Origin of the sequence: Arthrobacter sp. zg.Y820, from assembly GCF_030125555.1 — a bacterium.
GTDB lineage: Bacteria > Actinomycetota > Actinomycetes > Actinomycetales > Micrococcaceae > Arthrobacter_B.
In genome coordinates this window covers 104,772-122,351 of sequence record NZ_JASKLX010000001.1, presented here as the reverse complement: position 1 = coordinate 122,351, position 17,580 = coordinate 104,772, and the positions used below count along the sequence as shown (strand labels likewise).

Annotated in this window: 15 protein-coding genes, 1 pseudogene and 1 riboswitch; of the genes and pseudogenes, 11 read left to right on the top strand and 5 right to left on the bottom strand. The window is 67.5% G+C overall.

What is annotated here, in order from left to right:
• Positions 1–85: 85 nt before the first annotated feature.
• A pseudogene (locus QNN99_RS17455) lies at positions 86–151 on the bottom strand (zinc-ribbon domain-containing protein); the annotation flags it as partial.
• A gap of 296 nt (positions 152–447) precedes the next feature.
• Here QNN99_RS17455 and QNN99_RS00525 point away from each other — a divergent pair.
• Positions 448–1,557: an alcohol dehydrogenase catalytic domain-containing protein gene (locus tag QNN99_RS00525; RefSeq protein ID WP_229964479.1), complete on the top strand. Its 1,110-nt coding sequence runs from the start codon at positions 448–450 to the stop codon at positions 1,555–1,557.
• A 23-nt stretch (positions 1,558–1,580) separates the two neighbouring features.
• Here QNN99_RS00525 and QNN99_RS00520 read toward each other — a convergent pair whose 3' ends face one another.
• On the bottom strand, positions 1,581–1,946 hold the full coding sequence (locus QNN99_RS00520) for an excalibur calcium-binding domain-containing protein (protein WP_229964478.1): 366 nt from the start codon (positions 1,944–1,946) through the stop codon (positions 1,581–1,583).
• Between QNN99_RS00520 and QNN99_RS00515 the strand changes: the two genes are divergently transcribed.
• From QNN99_RS00515 to QNN99_RS00480, 8 genes are all read left to right on the top strand, one after another.
• Positions 1,927–2,619 carry a hypothetical protein gene (locus tag QNN99_RS00515; RefSeq protein WP_229964477.1) on the top strand — a complete coding sequence of 231 codons (693 nt, stop codon included), beginning with the start codon at positions 1,927–1,929 and terminating at the stop codon, positions 2,617–2,619. The two genes, QNN99_RS00520 and QNN99_RS00515, sit on opposite strands and share 20 nt — an antisense overlap.
• A gap of 435 nt (positions 2,620–3,054) precedes the next feature.
• Positions 3,055–3,552 carry a DUF6650 family protein gene (locus QNN99_RS00510; RefSeq protein ID WP_229964476.1) on the top strand — a complete coding sequence of 166 codons (498 nt, stop codon included), beginning with the start codon at positions 3,055–3,057 and terminating at the stop codon, positions 3,550–3,552.
• A gap of 174 nt (positions 3,553–3,726) precedes the next feature.
• Positions 3,727–3,815: riboswitch (SAM riboswitch) on the top strand.
• A 98-nt stretch (positions 3,816–3,913) separates the two neighbouring features.
• Positions 3,914–5,611 (top strand): ABC transporter substrate-binding protein, encoded by a 1,698-nt coding sequence (locus QNN99_RS00505; RefSeq protein WP_229964475.1) that lies wholly within the window; start codon positions 3,914–3,916, stop codon positions 5,609–5,611.
• A 3-nt stretch (positions 5,612–5,614) separates the two neighbouring features.
• Positions 5,615–6,571, top strand: a complete 957-nt coding sequence (locus QNN99_RS00500; protein ID WP_229964474.1) for an ABC transporter permease — start codon at positions 5,615–5,617, stop codon at positions 6,569–6,571.
• 23 nt (positions 6,572–6,594) lie between these two features.
• Positions 6,595–7,488 carry an ABC transporter permease gene (locus tag QNN99_RS00495; protein WP_229964473.1) on the top strand — a complete coding sequence of 298 codons (894 nt, stop codon included), beginning with the start codon at positions 6,595–6,597 and terminating at the stop codon, positions 7,486–7,488.
• Between the two features lie 14 nt (positions 7,489–7,502).
• Positions 7,503–9,293 carry a dipeptide ABC transporter ATP-binding protein gene (locus tag QNN99_RS00490; protein WP_229964472.1) on the top strand — a complete coding sequence of 597 codons (1,791 nt, stop codon included), beginning with the start codon at positions 7,503–7,505 and terminating at the stop codon, positions 9,291–9,293.
• Entirely contained in the window at positions 9,290–10,645 is a 1,356-nt protein-coding gene (locus QNN99_RS00485) for an acyl-CoA dehydrogenase family protein (RefSeq protein ID WP_229964471.1), read from the top strand. Before QNN99_RS00490 ends, QNN99_RS00485 begins: the two co-directional genes overlap by 4 nt.
• Positions 10,645–12,039, top strand: coding sequence for an LLM class flavin-dependent oxidoreductase (locus QNN99_RS00480; RefSeq protein ID WP_229964470.1), 1,395 nt, complete (start codon positions 10,645–10,647; stop codon positions 12,037–12,039). Before QNN99_RS00485 ends, QNN99_RS00480 begins: the two co-directional genes overlap by 1 nt.
• A 139-nt stretch (positions 12,040–12,178) precedes the next feature.
• On the opposite strand, the gene QNN99_RS00475 is transcribed toward QNN99_RS00480, so the two are convergent.
• The gene (locus QNN99_RS00475; protein WP_229964469.1) at positions 12,179–13,387 is read right to left on the bottom strand and encodes an alpha-hydroxy acid oxidase; all 1,209 of its coding nucleotides are present in this window, start codon (positions 13,385–13,387) and stop codon (positions 12,179–12,181) included.
• A 302-nt stretch (positions 13,388–13,689) separates the two neighbouring features.
• The gene (locus tag QNN99_RS00470) at positions 13,690–13,857 is read right to left on the bottom strand and encodes a hypothetical protein (RefSeq protein ID WP_229964468.1); all 168 of its coding nucleotides are present in this window, start codon (positions 13,855–13,857) and stop codon (positions 13,690–13,692) included.
• Between the two features lie 13 nt (positions 13,858–13,870).
• Between QNN99_RS00470 and QNN99_RS00465 the strand changes: the two genes are divergently transcribed.
• Positions 13,871–14,032, top strand: a complete 162-nt coding sequence (locus tag QNN99_RS00465; protein ID WP_229964467.1) for a hypothetical protein — start codon at positions 13,871–13,873, stop codon at positions 14,030–14,032.
• 238 nt (positions 14,033–14,270) lie between these two features.
• Positions 14,271–15,131: a DUF4352 domain-containing protein gene (locus QNN99_RS00460; RefSeq protein WP_229964466.1), complete on the top strand. Its 861-nt coding sequence runs from the start codon at positions 14,271–14,273 to the stop codon at positions 15,129–15,131.
• Positions 15,132–15,251: 120 nt separating this feature from the next.
• Here the strand turns inward: QNN99_RS00460 and QNN99_RS00455 are convergent, their stop codons facing one another.
• The gene (locus tag QNN99_RS00455) at positions 15,252–17,375 is read right to left on the bottom strand and encodes an FAD-dependent oxidoreductase (RefSeq protein WP_229964465.1); all 2,124 of its coding nucleotides are present in this window, start codon (positions 17,373–17,375) and stop codon (positions 15,252–15,254) included.
• Positions 17,376–17,580: the final 205 nt, after the last annotated feature.

Below are 17,580 nucleotides of genomic sequence, written 5' to 3'. Positions count from 1 at the left end.
GCTGCCGCTGGGCTTCGGGGGCGTGGTTCCCGGAGGCCGGAACGCCTCGGGAGTAGGCCGCCGTCGTCTGTTCGGGTGCCGCAGTACCGCAACTGCCGCAGAAGCGAGCTTCCGCAGCCAGTTGTTGGCCGCATTGAACGCAGAATTTCATTGCACTTCCCTCGTGTGATGGTTAATCGCCGGGGTCTCGGCGGCACCGGGCGTTGCACCACAGGGCATGCAGAAATTCAAAAGATTTCCCCCGGAAAGCCCGGCAAACCGCAAATGCGGTTCCCCGGTAAAGCAAGACTGTTAGTCGATGGAGCCTAACACGGCGGGTCTCAACCGGATCAGTTCAGTTTGCGAGACGCACGCCCAAAACCACGCGGAGGAACGTCTCGTCTTTGACCGTTCGATCGGCAAGAATCAGGGCGTGCTTGCCGAATTCCCCACCACAAGGAGTAATCAATGAAGATTATCGGAGCGGTTCTCGAAGAAACCGGACTCCCCCGCCCCTACACCGACTCGCAGCCGCTGCGCGTCGTCGAACTTGATCTGGACGATCCGGGGCCGGATGAAGTCCTGATTCGGATCCGCGCGGCCGGCCTGTGCCACTCCGATCTCTCGACGGTGGACGGCAACCGGACCCGGCCTACGCCCATGCTCCTCGGACACGAGGCCAGCGGCGTCGTCGAAAAAGTCGGCGCCAACGTCACTGACCTGGACATTGGACAGCAGGTCACCACCGTGTTCCTGCCCCGCTGCGGGGAATGCGGGAACTGTCGGACAAACGGCAAGCTGCCCTGCACCCCCGGCAGCGCCGCGAACAACGCCGGTCATCTGCTCGGCGAGCACTTTCGCCTGCATCGCGGCGGTTCGGATGTCTTCCACCATCTCGGGGTTTCCGGCTTTGCCAGCCACGCGGTGCTGAACCGGCAGTCAGTGGTGCCGATCGGTTCCGACGTGCCGCCGGAAATCGCCGCCGTCCTCGGCTGCGCCGTGCTGACCGGCGGTGGTGCGGTGATCAACGCCGGCCGCCCCGAAGACGGACAGGCCGTCATGGTGGTGGGACTCGGCGGCGTCGGCATGGCCGCCCTGCTGACCGCCATCTCGCTGGGCAAGGGCAAGGTCATCGGTGTGGACGCCAATCCTGAAAAGCTCGTCCGGGCGCGCGAACTGGGAGCCGACGAGGTTTACACCCCGCAGGAAATTGCCGAGAAGGGCATCAAGGCACCCGTGGTGATTGAGGCCGCGGGTCACCCGAAAGCCTTCGAGACGGCTGTCGCGGCGACCGGCGTCGGCGGCACCACCGTCACCGTCGGCCTGCCCTCGCCGGACGCCCGGTCAACGATAACGCCGCTCGGGCTGACCGCCGAGGCCCGGACAATTGTTGGCTCCTATTTGGGATCCGCCGTTCCGTCCCGCGATATCCCCATCTATGCGCAGATGTGGCGGGACGGAACGCTGCCCGTCGATGAGCTCATCTCCGGACGGATCAAACTCAGCGAGATCAACGAGTCCCTCGACCTGCTGGCGGATGGCAAGGCCATTCGCCAGGTGATTATTTTCGAGGAATAACAGTTCCGGGCCGCCGAACGGTCCTATTCGCAGGCGACGCCGTCGCCGTCGCGGTCCAGATGGGTTCCGTAGCCCGGTCCGCCGGCATAGACCGGTGCTGCTCCGGCGGCACGGGCCGCGGAGCAGTTCGGATAGTAGGCCGCTGCCGGAGCGGGCTCCGGAACAACCGGCGCGGGCGCGGGCGCGGCCGGTGCAGGGGCCGGAGCCGGGGGAATGTACGTCTGGGCTGCCTGCTCGTCGGCCAGGCGCTGCGCCTCGGCGGCTGCCGCCTGCTCGTCAGCGATCTTCTGTGCCTCAGCGGCTTCCGCGGCCGCCAGCTCGTCGGCAACCTTCTGGTCGGCTGCCGCTTGGCGGTCGGCCAGAACCCTGGTGGAACTGTCCCTGTCCATCCAGATCAGGGTTCCGTCGTCATCCTCCGTGCAGACAAAAACCACGGACGTGCTCGCCGACGACGTCGTCGTGGGCGTCGGCGAAGGCGTGCTCGTGGGAGAGGGAGAGGGAGAGGGAGAGGGAGAGGGAGAGGGAGAGGGAGAGGCCGACGCGGACTTTGACGCAAGCTGTGACGCCGAGGTTGTCGGCGTGGGGCTGGGGCTGGCCGATGTCCTCACGGTTTCGGTCTTCCCGGCAGCCACACAGGACTTGCCGGCGACCACCGTGGACGTGGGAGTCGGGGTCGGGGATGGCGTCGGGGAGGGCGTCACGCTCTTGGTTGCCGAGGGCGACGGCGGGGCCGCGGCGGGTTCGGACTCGTCGGCTCCGCAACCGGCTACGGCCAGGACGGCCGCTGTCAGGCCGGCCACTGCCAGAGCCCGGGGACGCCGGTGCCTTTCCGGCTCCCCGCCCTTGGTGGAAATTGGGCAGGACAATGTACGTCGGAAAGGCATGGATCTCCCCCAGGATTTAAGCTCTGTAAATGTATGCAAATGCATCAAGCACAGAGTAACAGAGGCGGCCGTCGAGATTATCCGCCGCCAATTGGGTGCGCCTCTGCAGCCAAATCCTGATCGCCGCTGTCGAAAGCCTTTTTATAGTCGGACGGTCTTGAACCCGACGAATTGGTAGCGGCCAATCCGCAGCGAAAAGACCGGCCACTCGACCTTCGGCCCGTCCTGCACTCCGCTTGCGGGCCGGGCCTTCGCACGCTCTGCTGCCGCCCGTTCTGCCGCCATCCGCTTCGCCGCCTGCCGACGTCGCCTGGTTTCCGCTTCCATGAGACGCTCCTGTTGCACCACGCGTGCCAGTTCCATAGCCATAGCCATCTGCTTCTCCTCGCGTAGGCCTTAAACGCTAGCGGCGCGCGGCGCCATCCGGCAGTAGATATGCGGACAGGAGCGGTCCTCAAGAAAAAACTCGCGGAACTCGGCCCGGCCCCCACCCGCAAACCCACACACCCAAAGTTGCCCTCGGAACCCCGACAGCGGACTCCTCCCCTGTCCCGGGTTCGAGCCGGGCAGGTACCGTCGGAGAACGCTTCTTCCGGAGGTCAGGATGGACTGGTTGGCAGCCTTGATCCCTTCAACAGTCGCACTGGTTCTGGGTGCGAGCGCCGGCTGGAGCGTCCGCGCCGGCATCGACCGCCGGGATGAAACCGCAGCCCTGAACGCCTTGATCACCGACCTGCACCTGAAGCGGCCGCTGGCTGCGATCGAACCGCGCGTCGTCGACGGCGCTGACGACGCGCAACGCTGCCGCGCCACCGTCCTGGACGCACGCGACCGCATCATTGAAACCCTCGCCCACCTGCGCAGCAATTCCGCCAACACCGATGTCCTGATGCGGATGGCCTCCGCCTGCACCCGCTACCTCCGCGAATCCGCCCGCGCACCGGAACGGCACCAGTTCGCACTCATGGACCTGCGCGAAACAATGGTCGACGGCGTGAAACTGCTCAGCGACGCCCGGCGGCGGGTGCGGTACCGGAACCCCGGCGAACGCTCGACGCCGAAACCCGGCCGAACGCCGTCGCGCCGCCCCAGTATCGGACGGTACCTATAGTCCGCCTCGGCGGCAGGTCTTGGAGACCCGGAGCTTCATAGAGACGCCGTTTATGACACGGCGCGACGTAAAACGTCACCGACCGGCGCTTAGGGACACAGGCCGTCATTGTGTTGCCCGCCGAGGACAAACCGCGCTTCCATGGTGCTGTCCGCCTATCCAATCCGGACACCTTTACCATCCAGAGCGGCTGAGAGACCTGGCTCGTTGACGTCGCAGCAACCACCCTTCGGGGACGGTGCTCATGCCAGGACCGATGGACTCACTTCTCCGGTGGCCCGTAACTGCAGCACCGCTCGCAGTGACGGATCCAGCGTGCTCGAATGCCGTGTTCCTCGGTGCGAACTGAGAGGACCCTCCCATGGTCAGCCCTGCTCCAACCGGCCGCATCAACGGCCGCATCTCCGGCCACCCCAACGGCCCCCGCACACCCCTGCGGATCGCGGCACTGTTCGCCGCGGCAGCCCTGACCCTCACCGGCTGCGGATCCGGCGCGCAAGGCGGCAGTGCCGGCGCCAACGCCGCGAATGCTCAGGCCTCACCGGCCGGAGAGCCGGTCGACGGCGGCACCCTCGTCTACGCCGAAGTCACGCCCATCAACAACTGGCAGACCCAGGCGGCACGCTTCTACGAGAAGTCCAACGTGCTCAATTCAGTGCTGGACCGGCTGACCTACTTTGACCCGGAGAAGGGCGAGCCGGTGCCGTGGATTGCCTCGGCGTTCTCGGCCAACGCCGACAGCACCGAGTTCACCTTCACCATCCGCCCCGGCGTCACGTTCAGCGATGGAACGGCGCTCGACGCGGCCGCGATAAAGGCCAACCTGGACAGCTTCGGCCATGGCATTCCCGCCGCGCAGATCCAGCCGAACGTGGACTTCGCCGGCTACCAGACCAGCGAAGTGATCGGCACTAACCAGGTGAAGGTCACCCTGGATGCTCCGAACTCCAACTTCCTGCGCGCCACGTCCTCCGTCACCGCCGGTCTGGTCTCCCCGGCCACGCTGCAGCAGGATGCCGCCGGACAGTCCGCCATCTCATCCATCTCCGGCTCCGGCCCGTTCGTTTACGAGTCGGAAAAGCCCGATGAGGAAGTCGTGCTCGCGAAGCGGGACGGCTACGCCTGGGCTCCTGAGGGCGCCGACAATCCGGGTGAGGCGCACCTGGACAAGGTGGTGATCAAGTACCTGCCCGAGGTCGCCCACCGCGCCGGCGCCGTCCAGTCCGGCCAGGTCGATCTGGTGCGCGGCCTGCAGCCGGTGGATGAGGCGGCGCTGGCGGCCAGCGGCAATCAGGTGGTGGCGGCCGACGGCGTGGACCTCACCGTGAACATGGCGGCCGTGCGGATCGGCAGCGGCAAGCTGGCCGATCCTGCGGTCCGACAGGCGCTGCAGGCCGGCATCGACCGGCAGTCCATCAAGGACACGGTGCTCTCCGAGAGCTACACCCTGGCCGGCTCGGTCCTGAACCATCAGGCGCCGGGGTTCGTCGACCTGAGCGCCGATCTGGCCTATGACCCCGAGAAAGCCAAAAAGCTCCTGGACGACGCCGGTTGGCAGCCCGGCAGCGACGGCATCCGCGAGAAGGACGGCGAGAAGCTCGAGGTGACGGTCACCAGCTCCAACAACTCGGTGGTCATCAAACCGGCCTTTGAACTGATCGAGCAGCAGTGGCGGCAGATCGGCGTGAAACTGAACAACCGGGCCGGCGACAACACGTTCCTCACCACCGCCATGCCGGATCCGAACGTCGAATTCTACGGCACCCGCCAATTCATTTACGGCGGACTCGGGCCCATCTTCGAACCGGCCAACAACACCATGACGCACACCTCGGATCCGGAGCTGAACGCCCTGTTCGCCGCCGAGCGCGCCGCGGCCCCGGGCCCGGAACGGGACGAGGTCCTGGCCGCCGAGCAGCGGGCCCTCGTGGTGGACAAGGCCTTCTCGCTGGTCCTCTGGGACGAAGTCCAGGTCTACGGGGCGCACCGCAGCACGCACATCGAGTTCACCTCCGGCACGGCTCCCATCTTCCAAAGCGCATGGAAAGTGGACGGCTAACCCGTGGGCCGTTACCTCGCGCACCGGATCGGGCAGGCGCTGCTGGTGGTCTGGCTCGCCTACACCCTGATTTTCCTCGCCGTGCAGCTGCTGCCCAGCGATCCGGTCACCATCTTCCTGACCTCCGATTCTGCCGTCGACCAGGCGGCAATCGACACCATGAAAAGCCAGTACGGCTATGACCAGCCGCTGCTGGTCCAGTATCTCCAGCAGCTGGCCGCCCTGCTGCGCGGCGACGCCGGCTTCTCCCTGACCTCCGGGGAACCGGTCACCGAGCGCATCGGCGGCGCGCTCGGCTCCACCCTGGCGCTGGCCGGCTCCGCCCTGGGCACCGCCGTCGTCATCGCCCTGGCCGTGGTCGCCGCCGCCACCCTGGCCCCGTCGCCGGTGCTGCGGCGGGCACTGGCGAACCTGCCGCCGCTGTTCTCCGCCGTCCCGGTGTTCTGGCTGGGACTGGTGCTGCTCGAGCTGCTCTCCATCCGGCTGGGCGTGCTGTCGCTGTTCCCCGACGGTTCCTTCCTCTCCCTCGCCGTGCCGGTGGTCGTGCTCGCGCTCCATGTGTCCGCCCCCATGGCGCAGGTGCTGCTCAAGGGCGTGGAGCAGGTCTACCGGCAGCCGTTCATCAACGTGCTCCGCGCCAAGGGCGCCTCCCCGGCCTGGATTTTCTACCGGCACGCGCTGAAAAACGCCGCCGGTCCCGCCCTGTCCATCCTGGGTATCACCGTGGGCACCCTGTTCGCCGGGTCGGTGATCACGGAAACCGTGTTTGCCCGCGCCGGCCTGGGCTCGGTGGTCCTGCAGGCGGTCACCACCCAGGACGTGCCGCTGGTCCAGGGCCTGGTCCTGCTGACGGCCACGGTGTTCGTGGCGGTCAACCTCCTGGTGGACCTGCTGCATCCGCTGCTCGATCCGCGCATCCTCAACGCCCGGCAGGGATCCGCCCCCGCCCTCGCCTCCTGACCACGCTTCCGACAGGCTTCCCGATGACACAGATTTCCCTCCCCACCGCTCCGGCGGGCGCACCGCTTCCGCCCGGCCCGGCTGACGCTGCCCCCGCTTCCCCTGTACGACGACGGCGGCCGGGTTCCCGTTCCGCCCTCGCCCTGACCCTGCTGCCGGTGCTGCTGATCGCCGCCTGGGCGTTCTTCCCCGGCCTGTTCAGCGGGCAGGATCCGATCAGCGGCATTCCGCAGGAGAAGTTCCTCGCGCCGTCGGCCGCGCACTGGTTCGGCACCGACCACCTCGGGCGCGACGTTTTCGCCCGCGTGGTGCACGGCACCTCGCAGACGTTCCTGACCGCCGGGCTGGCCGTGCTGATCGGCCTCGTCGCCGGAACCCTGATCGGCGTTCTCGCGGCCACGGCCGGACGGGCCGCCGATGCCGTCACGATGCGCCTGGTCGATGTCCTGCTCGCGGTGCCCGGCTTTCTGATCGCCCTGATCATCGTCACAGCCTCTTCCCCGGGACCGGTCTCGCTCGGCATCGGCGTGGGCATCGCCGCCATCGCTTCCTTCGCCCGGGTGGTCCGCGCCGAGGTGCTCCGGGTCCGGAACCTGGAGTTCGTCGAGGCGGCCTTCCTCACCGGCGGCACCTACTGGAGCGTGCTGCGCCGGCATCTGCTGCCCAACGCCGCAGGACCGGTGCTCTCGCTCGTCGCCGTGGATCTGGGCGCGGCCATCCTCGTGGTGTCCTCGCTGGGCTTCTTGGGCTTCGGGGCTCCGCCGCCCGAACCCGAATGGGGCCTGCTGATCGCCGAGGGCCGCCAGTATCTGGGCACCGCCTGGTGGATGACCTCGCTGCCCGGACTCGTCATCGTCGCCACCGTGGTCCTGCTGGCCGCCGTCGGCCGGCAGCTGCTTCAGCGCCTCAGGTTCTGAGAAAGGAACACCGCATGAGCACCAGCACCTCCTCCACAGCCACCGTGGCGCCGCAGCCGGAATCAGTTGTCCGTCCCGCATCAGTTGTCGGTCCCGCCGCCGGACCGCTTCTGCAGATCCGCGGCCTGACCATTAACTACGGCCGCACCACTTCCGGGCTCGGCCCCGCAGCCCCGCCTGCCGTTTCCGGCGTCGACCTTGAAGTGCGGCGCGGTGAAATCGTCGCGGTGGTCGGGGAATCCGGGTCCGGAAAATCCACCCTGGCGCACGCCATCATCGGGCTCCTTCCCGATACTGGCCGCATAACCGCCGGCAGCCTCACCTTCGACGGCGAGGACCTCACCGGTCTCTCGGACCGCGGCTTCCGGCGGCTGCGCGGCCGGCGGATCGGCCTGGTTCCGCAGGACCCCGGAGCCTCACTGGATCCGGTGCAGACCATTGGCTCCCAGGTGTCCGAGATCTTCCGGCTGCATCCGGGCGCGGGGCAGGCCGGGTCCGGGCGGCGCACCCGCGCCGAGCTGCGCCGCGAGGTCATCGCCCTGCTGGAGCTGGTCGGCATCGACCGCCCGGAGGACCGCGTGCACCAGTATCCCCACGAGCTGTCCGGCGGCCTGAAGCAGCGGGTCCTGATCGCGATCGCCTTTGCGCTGCAGCCGGACCTGCTGATCGCCGACGAGCCGACGTCGGCCCTGGACGTGACCGTGCAGAGCCGGGTGCTGGAGGTCTTCGAGCGGCTGGCCCGCACCTTCGGAACCGCCGTCATCTTCGTGACGCATGATCTGGCCGTCGCCACCGACTACGCCGCCCGCGTCGTCGTCATGAACGGCGGCCGCATCCGGGAGGACCGCCCCGTCCTGGACCTCCTGACCCGGCCGGAAGATCCGTACACCGCGCAGCTGCTCGAGAAGGCCTCCCCCGGGCGGCGCGACGGCGGACACCGGACGGGCGAGCCGCCGTCGTCGGCCCCCTCCCCGGAAGCGCCGTCGAGCATCCCGGCGGCCGTGCCCGCGCTGGAAGTCCGCGACCTGGTGAAGGTTTTTTCCCGCACCGGCGAGGAACGCAGGGCTGTGGACGGGGTGTCCTTTGCGGTCCGTCCGGGCACCACCTTCGCGCTGGTCGGTGAATCGGGCTCCGGCAAATCGACCACGGCCCGGCTGATCCTGCGGCTGCTGGACCCGACCGGCGGCACCGTCCGGGTTGCCGGCGGGGACGTCACCGGCCTGGCCGGCAGGGCGCGGCGCGAGCTGTGGCGCGGCCTGCAGCTGGTGTATCAGAATCCGGATACCGCCCTGGATCCGCGGCTGAGCGTCGCCGAGATCATCGGTGAACCGCTGCGCAATTACCGGGTGGGCACCAAGACCGAGCGGGCGGCGCGGGTCGCCGAGCTGCTGGACCAGGTGCGGCTGCCCGAACGGGTGGGCCGGAGCCGGCCGAGGGAACTGTCCGGCGGCCAGCGGCAGCGGGTGGCCATCGCCCGCGCCCTGGTGCTGGGCGCCAAGACCCTGGTCCTGGACGAGGCGCTGAGCGCCCTGGACGTGCTGACCCAGGCGCAGGTCCTGGAGCTGCTGAAGTCGCTGCAGGATGACCTCGGACTGTCCTATCTGTTCATCTCCCATGACCTGCACGTGGTGGAACAAGTCTCCGACGACGTCGGGGTGATGCACCGCGGACGGCTCGTCGAAACCGGACCCACCGCCGCGATCTTCGCCGATCCCGCCAGCGAATACACCCGGCGGCTTCTTGCCGCCAACCCCGGACACCGGCTCCGGGATCTCGCCGCCTCCCGCTCGAAAGGAACCTCATGAGCCTCCCCACCGCCAGTCCAACCCTGGACGGCACCACCGACCGCACCGCCGCGAACCACAAACCCGCCGAGAACCGCCCCGCCCCGGACCGCCTCCCCGCCGACGGCGAGGCCCGGTACGCGGCCCTGGCCGCCCGGTTCCGTCCGGTCTTTGACCGCATTGCCGCCGGAGCCCTGGACCGCGAGCAGTCCCGGATCCTGCCGTTCGAGCAGGTCGGGTGGCTTCAGGACTCCGGCTTCACCGCGCTGCGTGTCCCGGCCGAACACGGCGGAGACCCGGTCAGCGCCGAGCACCTGTTCCGGCTGCTCATCGAGCTGGCCGCGGCGGATTCCAATGTGGCGCATCTGCTGCGCTCCCACTTCGCGTTCGGCGAGACGGCCGCCCTGCAACCGGCCGCATTCCGGGACCTGTGGTTTCCGCGGATTCTCGCCGGGCAGATTTTCGGCAACGCCGCGACCGAACGCTCCGGCAACGTCCTGGGCACCACCGCCACCACGCTGCGGCAGCAGGACGGACAGTGGCTGTTGAAGGGCGAAAAATACTACACCACGGGCAGCATCTTCGCTGACTGGGTGGTGGTGATGGCCAGCACCGCCGGGGTGGAGGGACGGCAGTACGCCGTTGTGCCCGCCGACGCCCCGGAGGTGTGCATCGTCGATGACTGGGACGGTTTCGGCCAGCCGCTCACCGGCACCGGCACCGCGGTGTTCGACGACGTGCCGGTGGACGCCGGAAACATCCTGCAGCGCCAGGTCACCAGCACCCTGGAACCGGCGTTTTTCCAGCTCTTCCTGCTGGCGGTCCTGGCCGGCATCGGCCGGGCGGCGCTGCGCGATGCGACCGCCCTGGTGCAGGCCCGCACCCGCACCTTCAATACCGGGTCCGGTGAGCTGTTCCGCAACGATCCGCTGATTCAGGAACACGTTGGCCTGCTCGCCGCCAAGGTCTACGCCGCCGAAGCCGTGGTCACCACGGCGGCCCGCGACCTCGACGCCGCAGCGGATCCTGCGCTAGGGCTATCAGTCGAGGAGGCGTTCCTGCGTGCGGAACTGGCCGTGCAGCAGGCCCACGTCATGGTGCCCGGCCTGGTGCTGGAGGCGGCGAGCGCCCTCTTCGACGTCACCGGAGCCTCCGCCGTCAGCCGCGGCAAGGCCCTGGACCGGCACTGGCGCAACGCCCGCACGGTCGCCACCCACAACCCGAGCGCGTTCAAGGCCCGGTCCGTCGGCGACTACCTGGTCAACGGCACCATTCCCACCGGCCTGCACAGCATCGGCGACGCCCCGTCGCCGACCGCCGCGCCGTCCACGCCCTCGCCCGCCGCCCCTTCCACCTCCGGAGCTGTTTCCTGATGGCCACTTTCGCCAAACGCCCGCGGCTGCTCCTGAGCGCCTTCGCCATGAACACCACCAGCCACATCCTCGGCGGTCTGTGGCGTCATCCCGAGGCGCAGCAGCACCGCTTCAACGAGCTCGGGCTGTGGACCGATCTGGCGGCCCGGCTGGAAGCGGCGAAGTTCGACGCGCTGTTCCTGGCCGACGTCGTCGGACTGTACGGCGATCACGACGGCGGCTGGGCCTCGCATGTGGAGCGCGGGCTGCAGGTGCCGGCGAATGATCCGCTGGTGCTGCAGTCGGCACTGGCGGCGCGGACCGAACACCTCGGCCTGGCGCTGACCAGCTCCGTGGTGCAGGCGCATCCCTTCCAGCTCGCCCGGCAGCTGTCCACTCTGGACCACCTCAGCGGCGGCAGGGTCGCCTGGAACATTGTGACCAGCGTGCTGGAGAACGCGCACCGGAACTTCGGCGGCGACGGGCTGGCCGAACATGACAGCCGCTATGACTGGGCCGATGAGTACCTGGAGGTTTGCTACAAACTCTGGGAGGGCTCCTGGGACGAGGGCGCTCTGCTGCAGGACAAGGCCTCCGGGCTTCATGCCGATCCGGCGAAGGTGCACAAGATCCTGCACCGCGGCCCGCGCTACTCGGTGGACGGACCGCACCTGTCCGCGCCCTCTCCGCAGAGCACGCCGGTATTGTTCCAGGCCGGCAGCTCCGGACGCGGCCAGCAGTTCGCCGCCGCCAACGCCGAAGCGGTGTTCATCTTCGCACCGCACACCGCCTACGCGAAGAAAACCACCGACTCGGTCCGGGCGCTGGCCCGCGGCCTGGGCCGGCGCAACGAGGACATCAAGTTCTTCGCCGGGCTGTCCTTCGTCGTCGGCTCCACCGAGGCCGAGGTGAAGGCAAAGCAGGCGGAGTATGACGAGTATCTGGACCTCGATGCGATTGTCGCGCACATTGGCGGCGGGATCGGCGTCGACCTCGGCGGCCTGCCGCTGGATACCACGCTGGGCGATCTGCGGACCGACGGGGCGCGCGGCGTGCTGGAGGCGCTGTTCGCGTCGGTGCCCGGCGGCAATCCGACCATCGCCGATGTCGCCCGCTACCGCGCCGACAACCAGCAGATCGCCGGCACTCCGGAGCAGATCGTCGACCGGCTCGAAGACTGGCAGGACGCCGGCGTGGACGGCATCAACATCATCAACCAGATCCTGCCCGGCTCTTACACGGACTTTATCGACGGGGTGCTGCCGGAGCTGCGCCGCCGCGGCCTGGCCCAGACGGAGTACCGTCCCGGCACGCTACGGGAGAAGCTGTTCGACGGCGATGCGCGGTTGCCGTCCCGGCATCCGGGCGCGAAGTACCGCGGTGCGTTTTCGTCGGTGGAGCCGGCGGAGGTTTAGGCCGGTACTTCTGCTGCCACTTTGGGAATCTGCTGCCACTTTGGCAAATCCCTGCCGCTCCGCACTGGCAGGGATTTGCCAAACCGGTCGATTTTTACCAAGCCGGAGGGATTTGGGCGGCACCGGTCAGTGCCTGAGCCTAAACCCGCCGCACGTGCTCCGGCGTCAGCTCCGCAAGGCTGGTGACGCCGAGCAGCTGCATCACGGTCGTCATCTCGGTGCGGAGCAGCTCCAGCGTGCGCTCGGCGCCCTGCCGCCCGCCGGCCATCAGCCCGTACAAATAGGCGCGGCCGATCAGGGTGAAGTCGGCGCCTGCGGCGATGGCGGCAACGATGTCGCCGCCGGACATGATGCCCGAATCCAAGATGATCTCGGCGTCGGGCCCGACGGCGGCGCGGATGGCGGGCAGGATGCGCAGCGGCACGGGAGCCCGGTCCAGCTGCCGGCCGCCGTGGTTGGACACCACGATTGCGTCCGCGCCGCGGGCAAAGACCTCAACAGCGTCGGCCGGGTTCTGGATGCCCTTGACGATGAGCTTGCCCGGCCACGTTTCGCGCAGCCAGCCCAGGTCCTCCATGTTCAGGGATGGTTCAAACATGGTGTTCACGGTCTCGGCCAGGGACACCCGCTCCCCCTCGAAGTTCGCGAACCCCAGCGGTTTGGTGGTCAGGAAGTTGAACCACCACTCCGGCCGGTAGGAGGCGTCCAGGACGGTCTTCGGCGTCAGGGTGGGCGGCATGGTCATGCCATTGCGGGTGTCCCGGAGCCGGGCGCCGGCCACCGGGGTGTCCACGGTGACGATCAACGCGCCGTACCCGGCGGCCGCTGCACGGCTCACCAGTTCCCGGGACCGGCCGCGGTCCTTCCAGAGGTAGAGCTGGAACCATTTGGCGGCGTCGGGCACGGTCTCGGTGAGTTCCTCGATCGATGCCGTGCCCATGGTGGAGAGCGAGAACGGAATGCCGAACGCGGCAGCGGCCTGCGCTCCCCCGATCTCGCCCTCGGAATGCATCAGCCGGGTCAGGCCCGTGGGAGCGATGCCCACCGGCATCGCCGCTTCGGTACCGGCGATCTTGGTGCTCAGGTCCACGCTTGTGACATCGCGCAGCACGTTCGGCACGAATTCGACGTCGTCGAACGCCGCGCGGTTGCGGCGCAGCGTCTGCTCGCCGAAGGATCCGCCGTCCACGTAGTCGAAGGCAGCCGTGGGAATCCGCCGCTTGGCGATGTCCCGCAGCTCCCAGACGTTCGTCGCCTTCGCCAGCCGTGCGCGCCGGCGGTCGAGGTCAAAGGGCTTGAACTGGATGAGGCCGCGGAGTTCGGAGTACTGGGGAATTCGGCGTTTCATGGCTGCTTTCTGGCTCGGTGTGACGCCAGTCTAGGACGGCCGGGACGCCGGGCAGCAGTGGGAAACCGTTCGTTACGGCAGCTAGCCCGCGGCCGGCCTCGGGCTGCCGCTCGTGACCTCAATGTCCGTGACCTCCCGCCATACGGGCCGCCGTCGGGTTTTCCTCAGTGGAGGTTTAGCTTCGCTCGCTGCGATGCTTGCACGGGCTGAGACGGGTAGTCACTGCGTCTGCCAGCTCGCCTCCGTCCTTGCGAAGCTGGTGAAGCTACGGAGAACCCCAGGCCGACCAGGGCCAGGACCAGCTACACGTAATTAACGAGCGGGATCCAAAACAGTACCAGTGCAACGATTCCCAGGATCAGGCCTGCCAGAGCGAGGACGTTAACGTCGTTGGATTGCGGTTCCCACTCGGCCCATTCGATGGTCTTCTCCGTGATGCGGGTGATCTTGACGTTGCGGTGGATCTTCACGCTGCTGCGTCTCGTGCAGCAGCGTCACGTTGCGGCCGCGCTCGGCGAGCTCAAGACCCATCAGCGAACCGACGGCGAGGCCCACTTGCGTGCCCCGGTCCTGGACGCCCGTGACCGGATCCTGGAAACCCTCACGTATCTGCGTTCCGGCTCTCTGCCAACATCGGGGTGCTGATGCGGATGGCCGCGGCCTGCACCCTTTACCTCCGCAACGCACCTGGTGGTCAGGTCTACCCAGGGGTCGCCTGCGTCGGTGCGGGTCCGCGAAGGTGCTGCCAGCACGCGGCGGACGAACGCGAGACCTTGTCCGCGCCCGCGGACGCTCCTACTGTTGAACGACCGGATAACCGCCCCCACAGCTGTTCAGGGACTGATGTTTGCTCCTGCGGCGCCCGAACCCCTGCGAGGCAATTATGGGAACGCAGCCGAATGATCCGTTTCACGACTATGGGCAGGGATATCCGTCTCCGCCGCAAGGACCGCAATCCAACGATGGCAAGGGCCTCGCGCTGGCAGGCCTGATCTTGGGAATCATTGCACTGGTGCTGTTTTGGCTCCCGCTCATTAACTTCCTGTCGCTGCTCTTGGCCTTGGTGGGTCTGGGGCTCTCCATCGCTTCGCTGGTTATTGTCCGACGAAGGGGTTCCGCCCAGGGCCTGTCCGTTGCTGCCGTGGTTGTCTCCGCAGTGGCGCTGGTGGCAGCTATTCTTGCCACTGTTTTATGGAGCGCACTGTTCAACGCAGTGGACGAGGAAGTGGACACTCCTTTGTCCCCGGTCACCGCTCCCGCCACGGTTTCCCCAACCCCCGCCCCTGCGGATACCTCCACCGCCACTCCCACCCCAACTTCCGGTCAGGGACAGACGTCCGAGGCACCTGCCTTCCCGGGAGCAGAAGACAGCGATGCGGTCGGGCTGGCAGGTGAAGCCCTGGTTCTGGGCGACGTCACCGTCACCTCTACACCGCTGACTGACGGCGATTCGACGTTGAGGCCGACCTTGTGCACAACGGCAACTCTTCAGAACAATTCAGATGAAACTATCGATTTCAACATCTTTGATTGGAAGCTGCAGTCGCCGTCGGGGACTATTCGGAATTCGACAGGACTGGGAACTGACAACTCGTTGTCCAGCGGCGAGGTGGCGCCAGGAGGAACTGCCACCGGAGACGTCTGCTTCGACAATGATGCTGCTCAAACCGGACAATTCGTTGTCCTCTACGAACCCATCTTCCCCTTCTTCTCAGACAGGGGTGCGTGGATCAACGATCTGTAGGCACGCCCCAGGAATCCGGAACCGGGCAGGCATTGAGCGGTAATCCCCAGTTAGACAGAAGGCTGGGCGCCTCGTTCGACAAGAACGAAAGCGCCCAGCCTTTCTGTCTGCGGAACTCGCCTAGACCTCGGTGGTCACCTTCCACGAGGAGTGGATGGCGCCGTGGATGTAGTTGACCTCGCCGGCGTCACCGACGACGTCGACGTCGAAGCCCGCGGCCCGCAGCTCGTCCGCCAGGGGTGCGGCCGCCGTCGTGCCGTCGGCATAGACCACCATGGAGGCGGGTGCGGAGAAGCTCTGCTGGCTCTCGCCCTCCCCCTCGGTCCATTCCACGGTCTTCTCGGTGATGCGGGTGACCGAAACGTTGCGGTGAATCTGCACGCCGTGCGCCTTGGCGTCGCGCACCGCGGTCCAGCGGCGCGGCATGGCCAGCGGCAGGCCGAGCTGCTGCGTCTCGTGCAGCAGCGTCACCTTGCGTCCGCGCTCGGCGAGGAACTCGGAGAGCTCCAGACCAACCAGGGATCCGCCGATCACCACCACATCCTTGCCCATCGGCAGCCAGGCCTTGGTGAACTGGCGGACAAATTCCGGGCTCTTGGTGACGCCGGAGAGGCGGCCGAGCTTGCCCAGGGTGCTCAGCACCGGGCCGGCCTCCTCGGCGGTCGCGGTGCCGAGCATCATGGCCCGCAGCGTGTCGCCGGTCTGCACGTTCGGCAGGTCGCCGCCGGGGAAGTCGGGCTTGGGCCGGACGGCACCGGTGGCGACGATGACCTGGTCCGGGTTCAGCGCGCGGATGGATTCCACGGTGGCCGGAGTGTTGAGCTTGACCGCGATGCGCAGGCGCTTGATCTCGGACTTGAACCACTTCAGCAGGCGTTCGTTGTCCGGGGTGGTCATGGTGGAGAACCACATGGTGCCGCCGAGGCGGTCCGACTTGTCTAGCACGGTGACCCGGTGGCCGCGTTCGGTCAGTACCCGGGCGCTCTCCAGGCCGGCCGGGCCGGCACCGACAACCACCACGTGCTTGGTCGAGGAGGCGGGCTTGAGCGGCAGCAGCGCCTCGTTGCCGAGGGCCGGGTTGACCGCGCAGAAGGGTGTGTCGTCGAAGAAATTTTCCGCCACGCACAGGTAGCAGTTGATGCAGGGGCGGACCTGGTCGAAGTTGCCGTCGCGGATCTTGTTGGGCAGCTCCGGGTCGGCCAGCAGCTGGCGTCCCATGGCGGCGAAGTCGATGTCTCCCGCGGCCAGCGCCTTTTCTGCGATTTCCGGCAGCATCCGGCCGACGGCGATGACCGGGACCGTGACGTGCTTCTTGATCTCGGCGGCGTTCTTCAGGTAGGCACCGACCTTGTTGGGCAGCGGGCCGTCGGTGAAGTTATCGAACGGGTTGCGGCCCCATCCGGTGACGTGGATGGCGTCGGCGCCGGCCTGCTCAAACAGCTTGGAGGCCTCGATGGCTTCCTCCAGGGTGAGGCCGCCTTCCTGCCCGTACTCCTCGCCGGAAATCCGGACCAGGATGGCCAGCTTCTCGCCGACGCGTTCCCGCACGGCGCGGATGACGTCGCACGCCAGCCGGGCGCGGTTGGTCAGCGGGCCGCCGTACTCGTCGGTGCGCTTGTTGTCGCGCTGGTTCAGGAACACCCCGAGGATGTAGCCGTGCGCAACGTGGATTTCGATGGCGTCGCAGCCGGCCTTGGCGACGCGTTCGGCGGCGTCGGCCCAGGTGGAGATCAGCGCGGAAATGTCCGCGGCCGTCATGTCGTGGTAGACAACCTGCTTGCCGGCGGTGGCGGCGCCCATCTTGCGCAGCTCAGCCGGGGTGCTGTCGGCCAGCGCCGACATGTCGTACTTGTAGTCCGGCTGGTTGGGGGCCAGCACCGGCCGGTCGTTGGCGGTGTCGACGCGGGCTACCTTGCCGTGGTGCGTGGACTGGATGCAGATCTTGCTGCCGGCCGCGTGCACCGCGTCGGCGAGCGCCTTGAGGCCCGGAATGAACTTGTCTTCCGACAGGCCCGGCTCCTTCATCGACGCCGCACCGTAGGGGAAATCAATGGCGCAGGCACCGGTAATGATCAGCCCGGCACCGCCGGCGGCGCGGGCCACATAGTGATCGATCTCGGGCTGTTCAATCTCGCCGTGCGCGGAGACATTCATGTCCATCGCAGGCAGGACGATCCGGTTGTGCGTTTCCATTGAACCGATGCGTCCCGGGGCCATCAGGTGAGGAAAAGTTTTGGTATTCACTCTCGTATATTAGCGCTTTTGTTTACGTTGTAAACGCGCGGTGGTGCGCTACTTGGACCAGGCGGCACGCGAACGACGACGTCGGCGCACGCGCACGTCGAGCGTCGCCGCACGCGTTCCCACCCTCTGTGACAGGTGTTGCCTCTTGTGGTCCCACCCACCCCAGAAGTTCACGAACGGTGGGAACCTGTGCGCGGCGAAACCG

Excerpts from the sequence above, each read along its gene's own strand:
- QNN99_RS00525 (WP_229964479.1), top strand. The coding sequence starts at position 448 with ATGAAGATTATCGGAGCGGTTCTCGAAGAAACCGGACTCCCCCGCCCC.
- QNN99_RS00520 (WP_229964478.1), bottom strand. The coding sequence starts at position 1,946 with ATGGACAGGGACAGTTCCACCAGGGTTCTGGCCGACCGCCAAGCGGCA.
- QNN99_RS00505 (WP_229964475.1), top strand. The coding sequence starts at position 3,914 with ATGGTCAGCCCTGCTCCAACCGGCCGCATCAACGGCCGCATCTCCGGC.
- QNN99_RS00495 (WP_229964473.1), top strand. The coding sequence starts at position 6,595 with ATGACACAGATTTCCCTCCCCACCGCTCCGGCGGGCGCACCGCTTCCG.
- QNN99_RS00490 (WP_229964472.1), top strand. The coding sequence starts at position 7,503 with ATGAGCACCAGCACCTCCTCCACAGCCACCGTGGCGCCGCAGCCGGAA.
- QNN99_RS00485 (WP_229964471.1), top strand. The coding sequence starts at position 9,290 with ATGAGCCTCCCCACCGCCAGTCCAACCCTGGACGGCACCACCGACCGC.
- QNN99_RS00480 (WP_229964470.1), top strand. The coding sequence starts at position 10,645 with ATGGCCACTTTCGCCAAACGCCCGCGGCTGCTCCTGAGCGCCTTCGCC.
- QNN99_RS00475 (WP_229964469.1), bottom strand. The coding sequence starts at position 13,387 with ATGAAACGCCGAATTCCCCAGTACTCCGAACTCCGCGGCCTCATCCAG.
- QNN99_RS00460 (WP_229964466.1), top strand. The coding sequence starts at position 14,271 with ATGGGAACGCAGCCGAATGATCCGTTTCACGACTATGGGCAGGGATAT.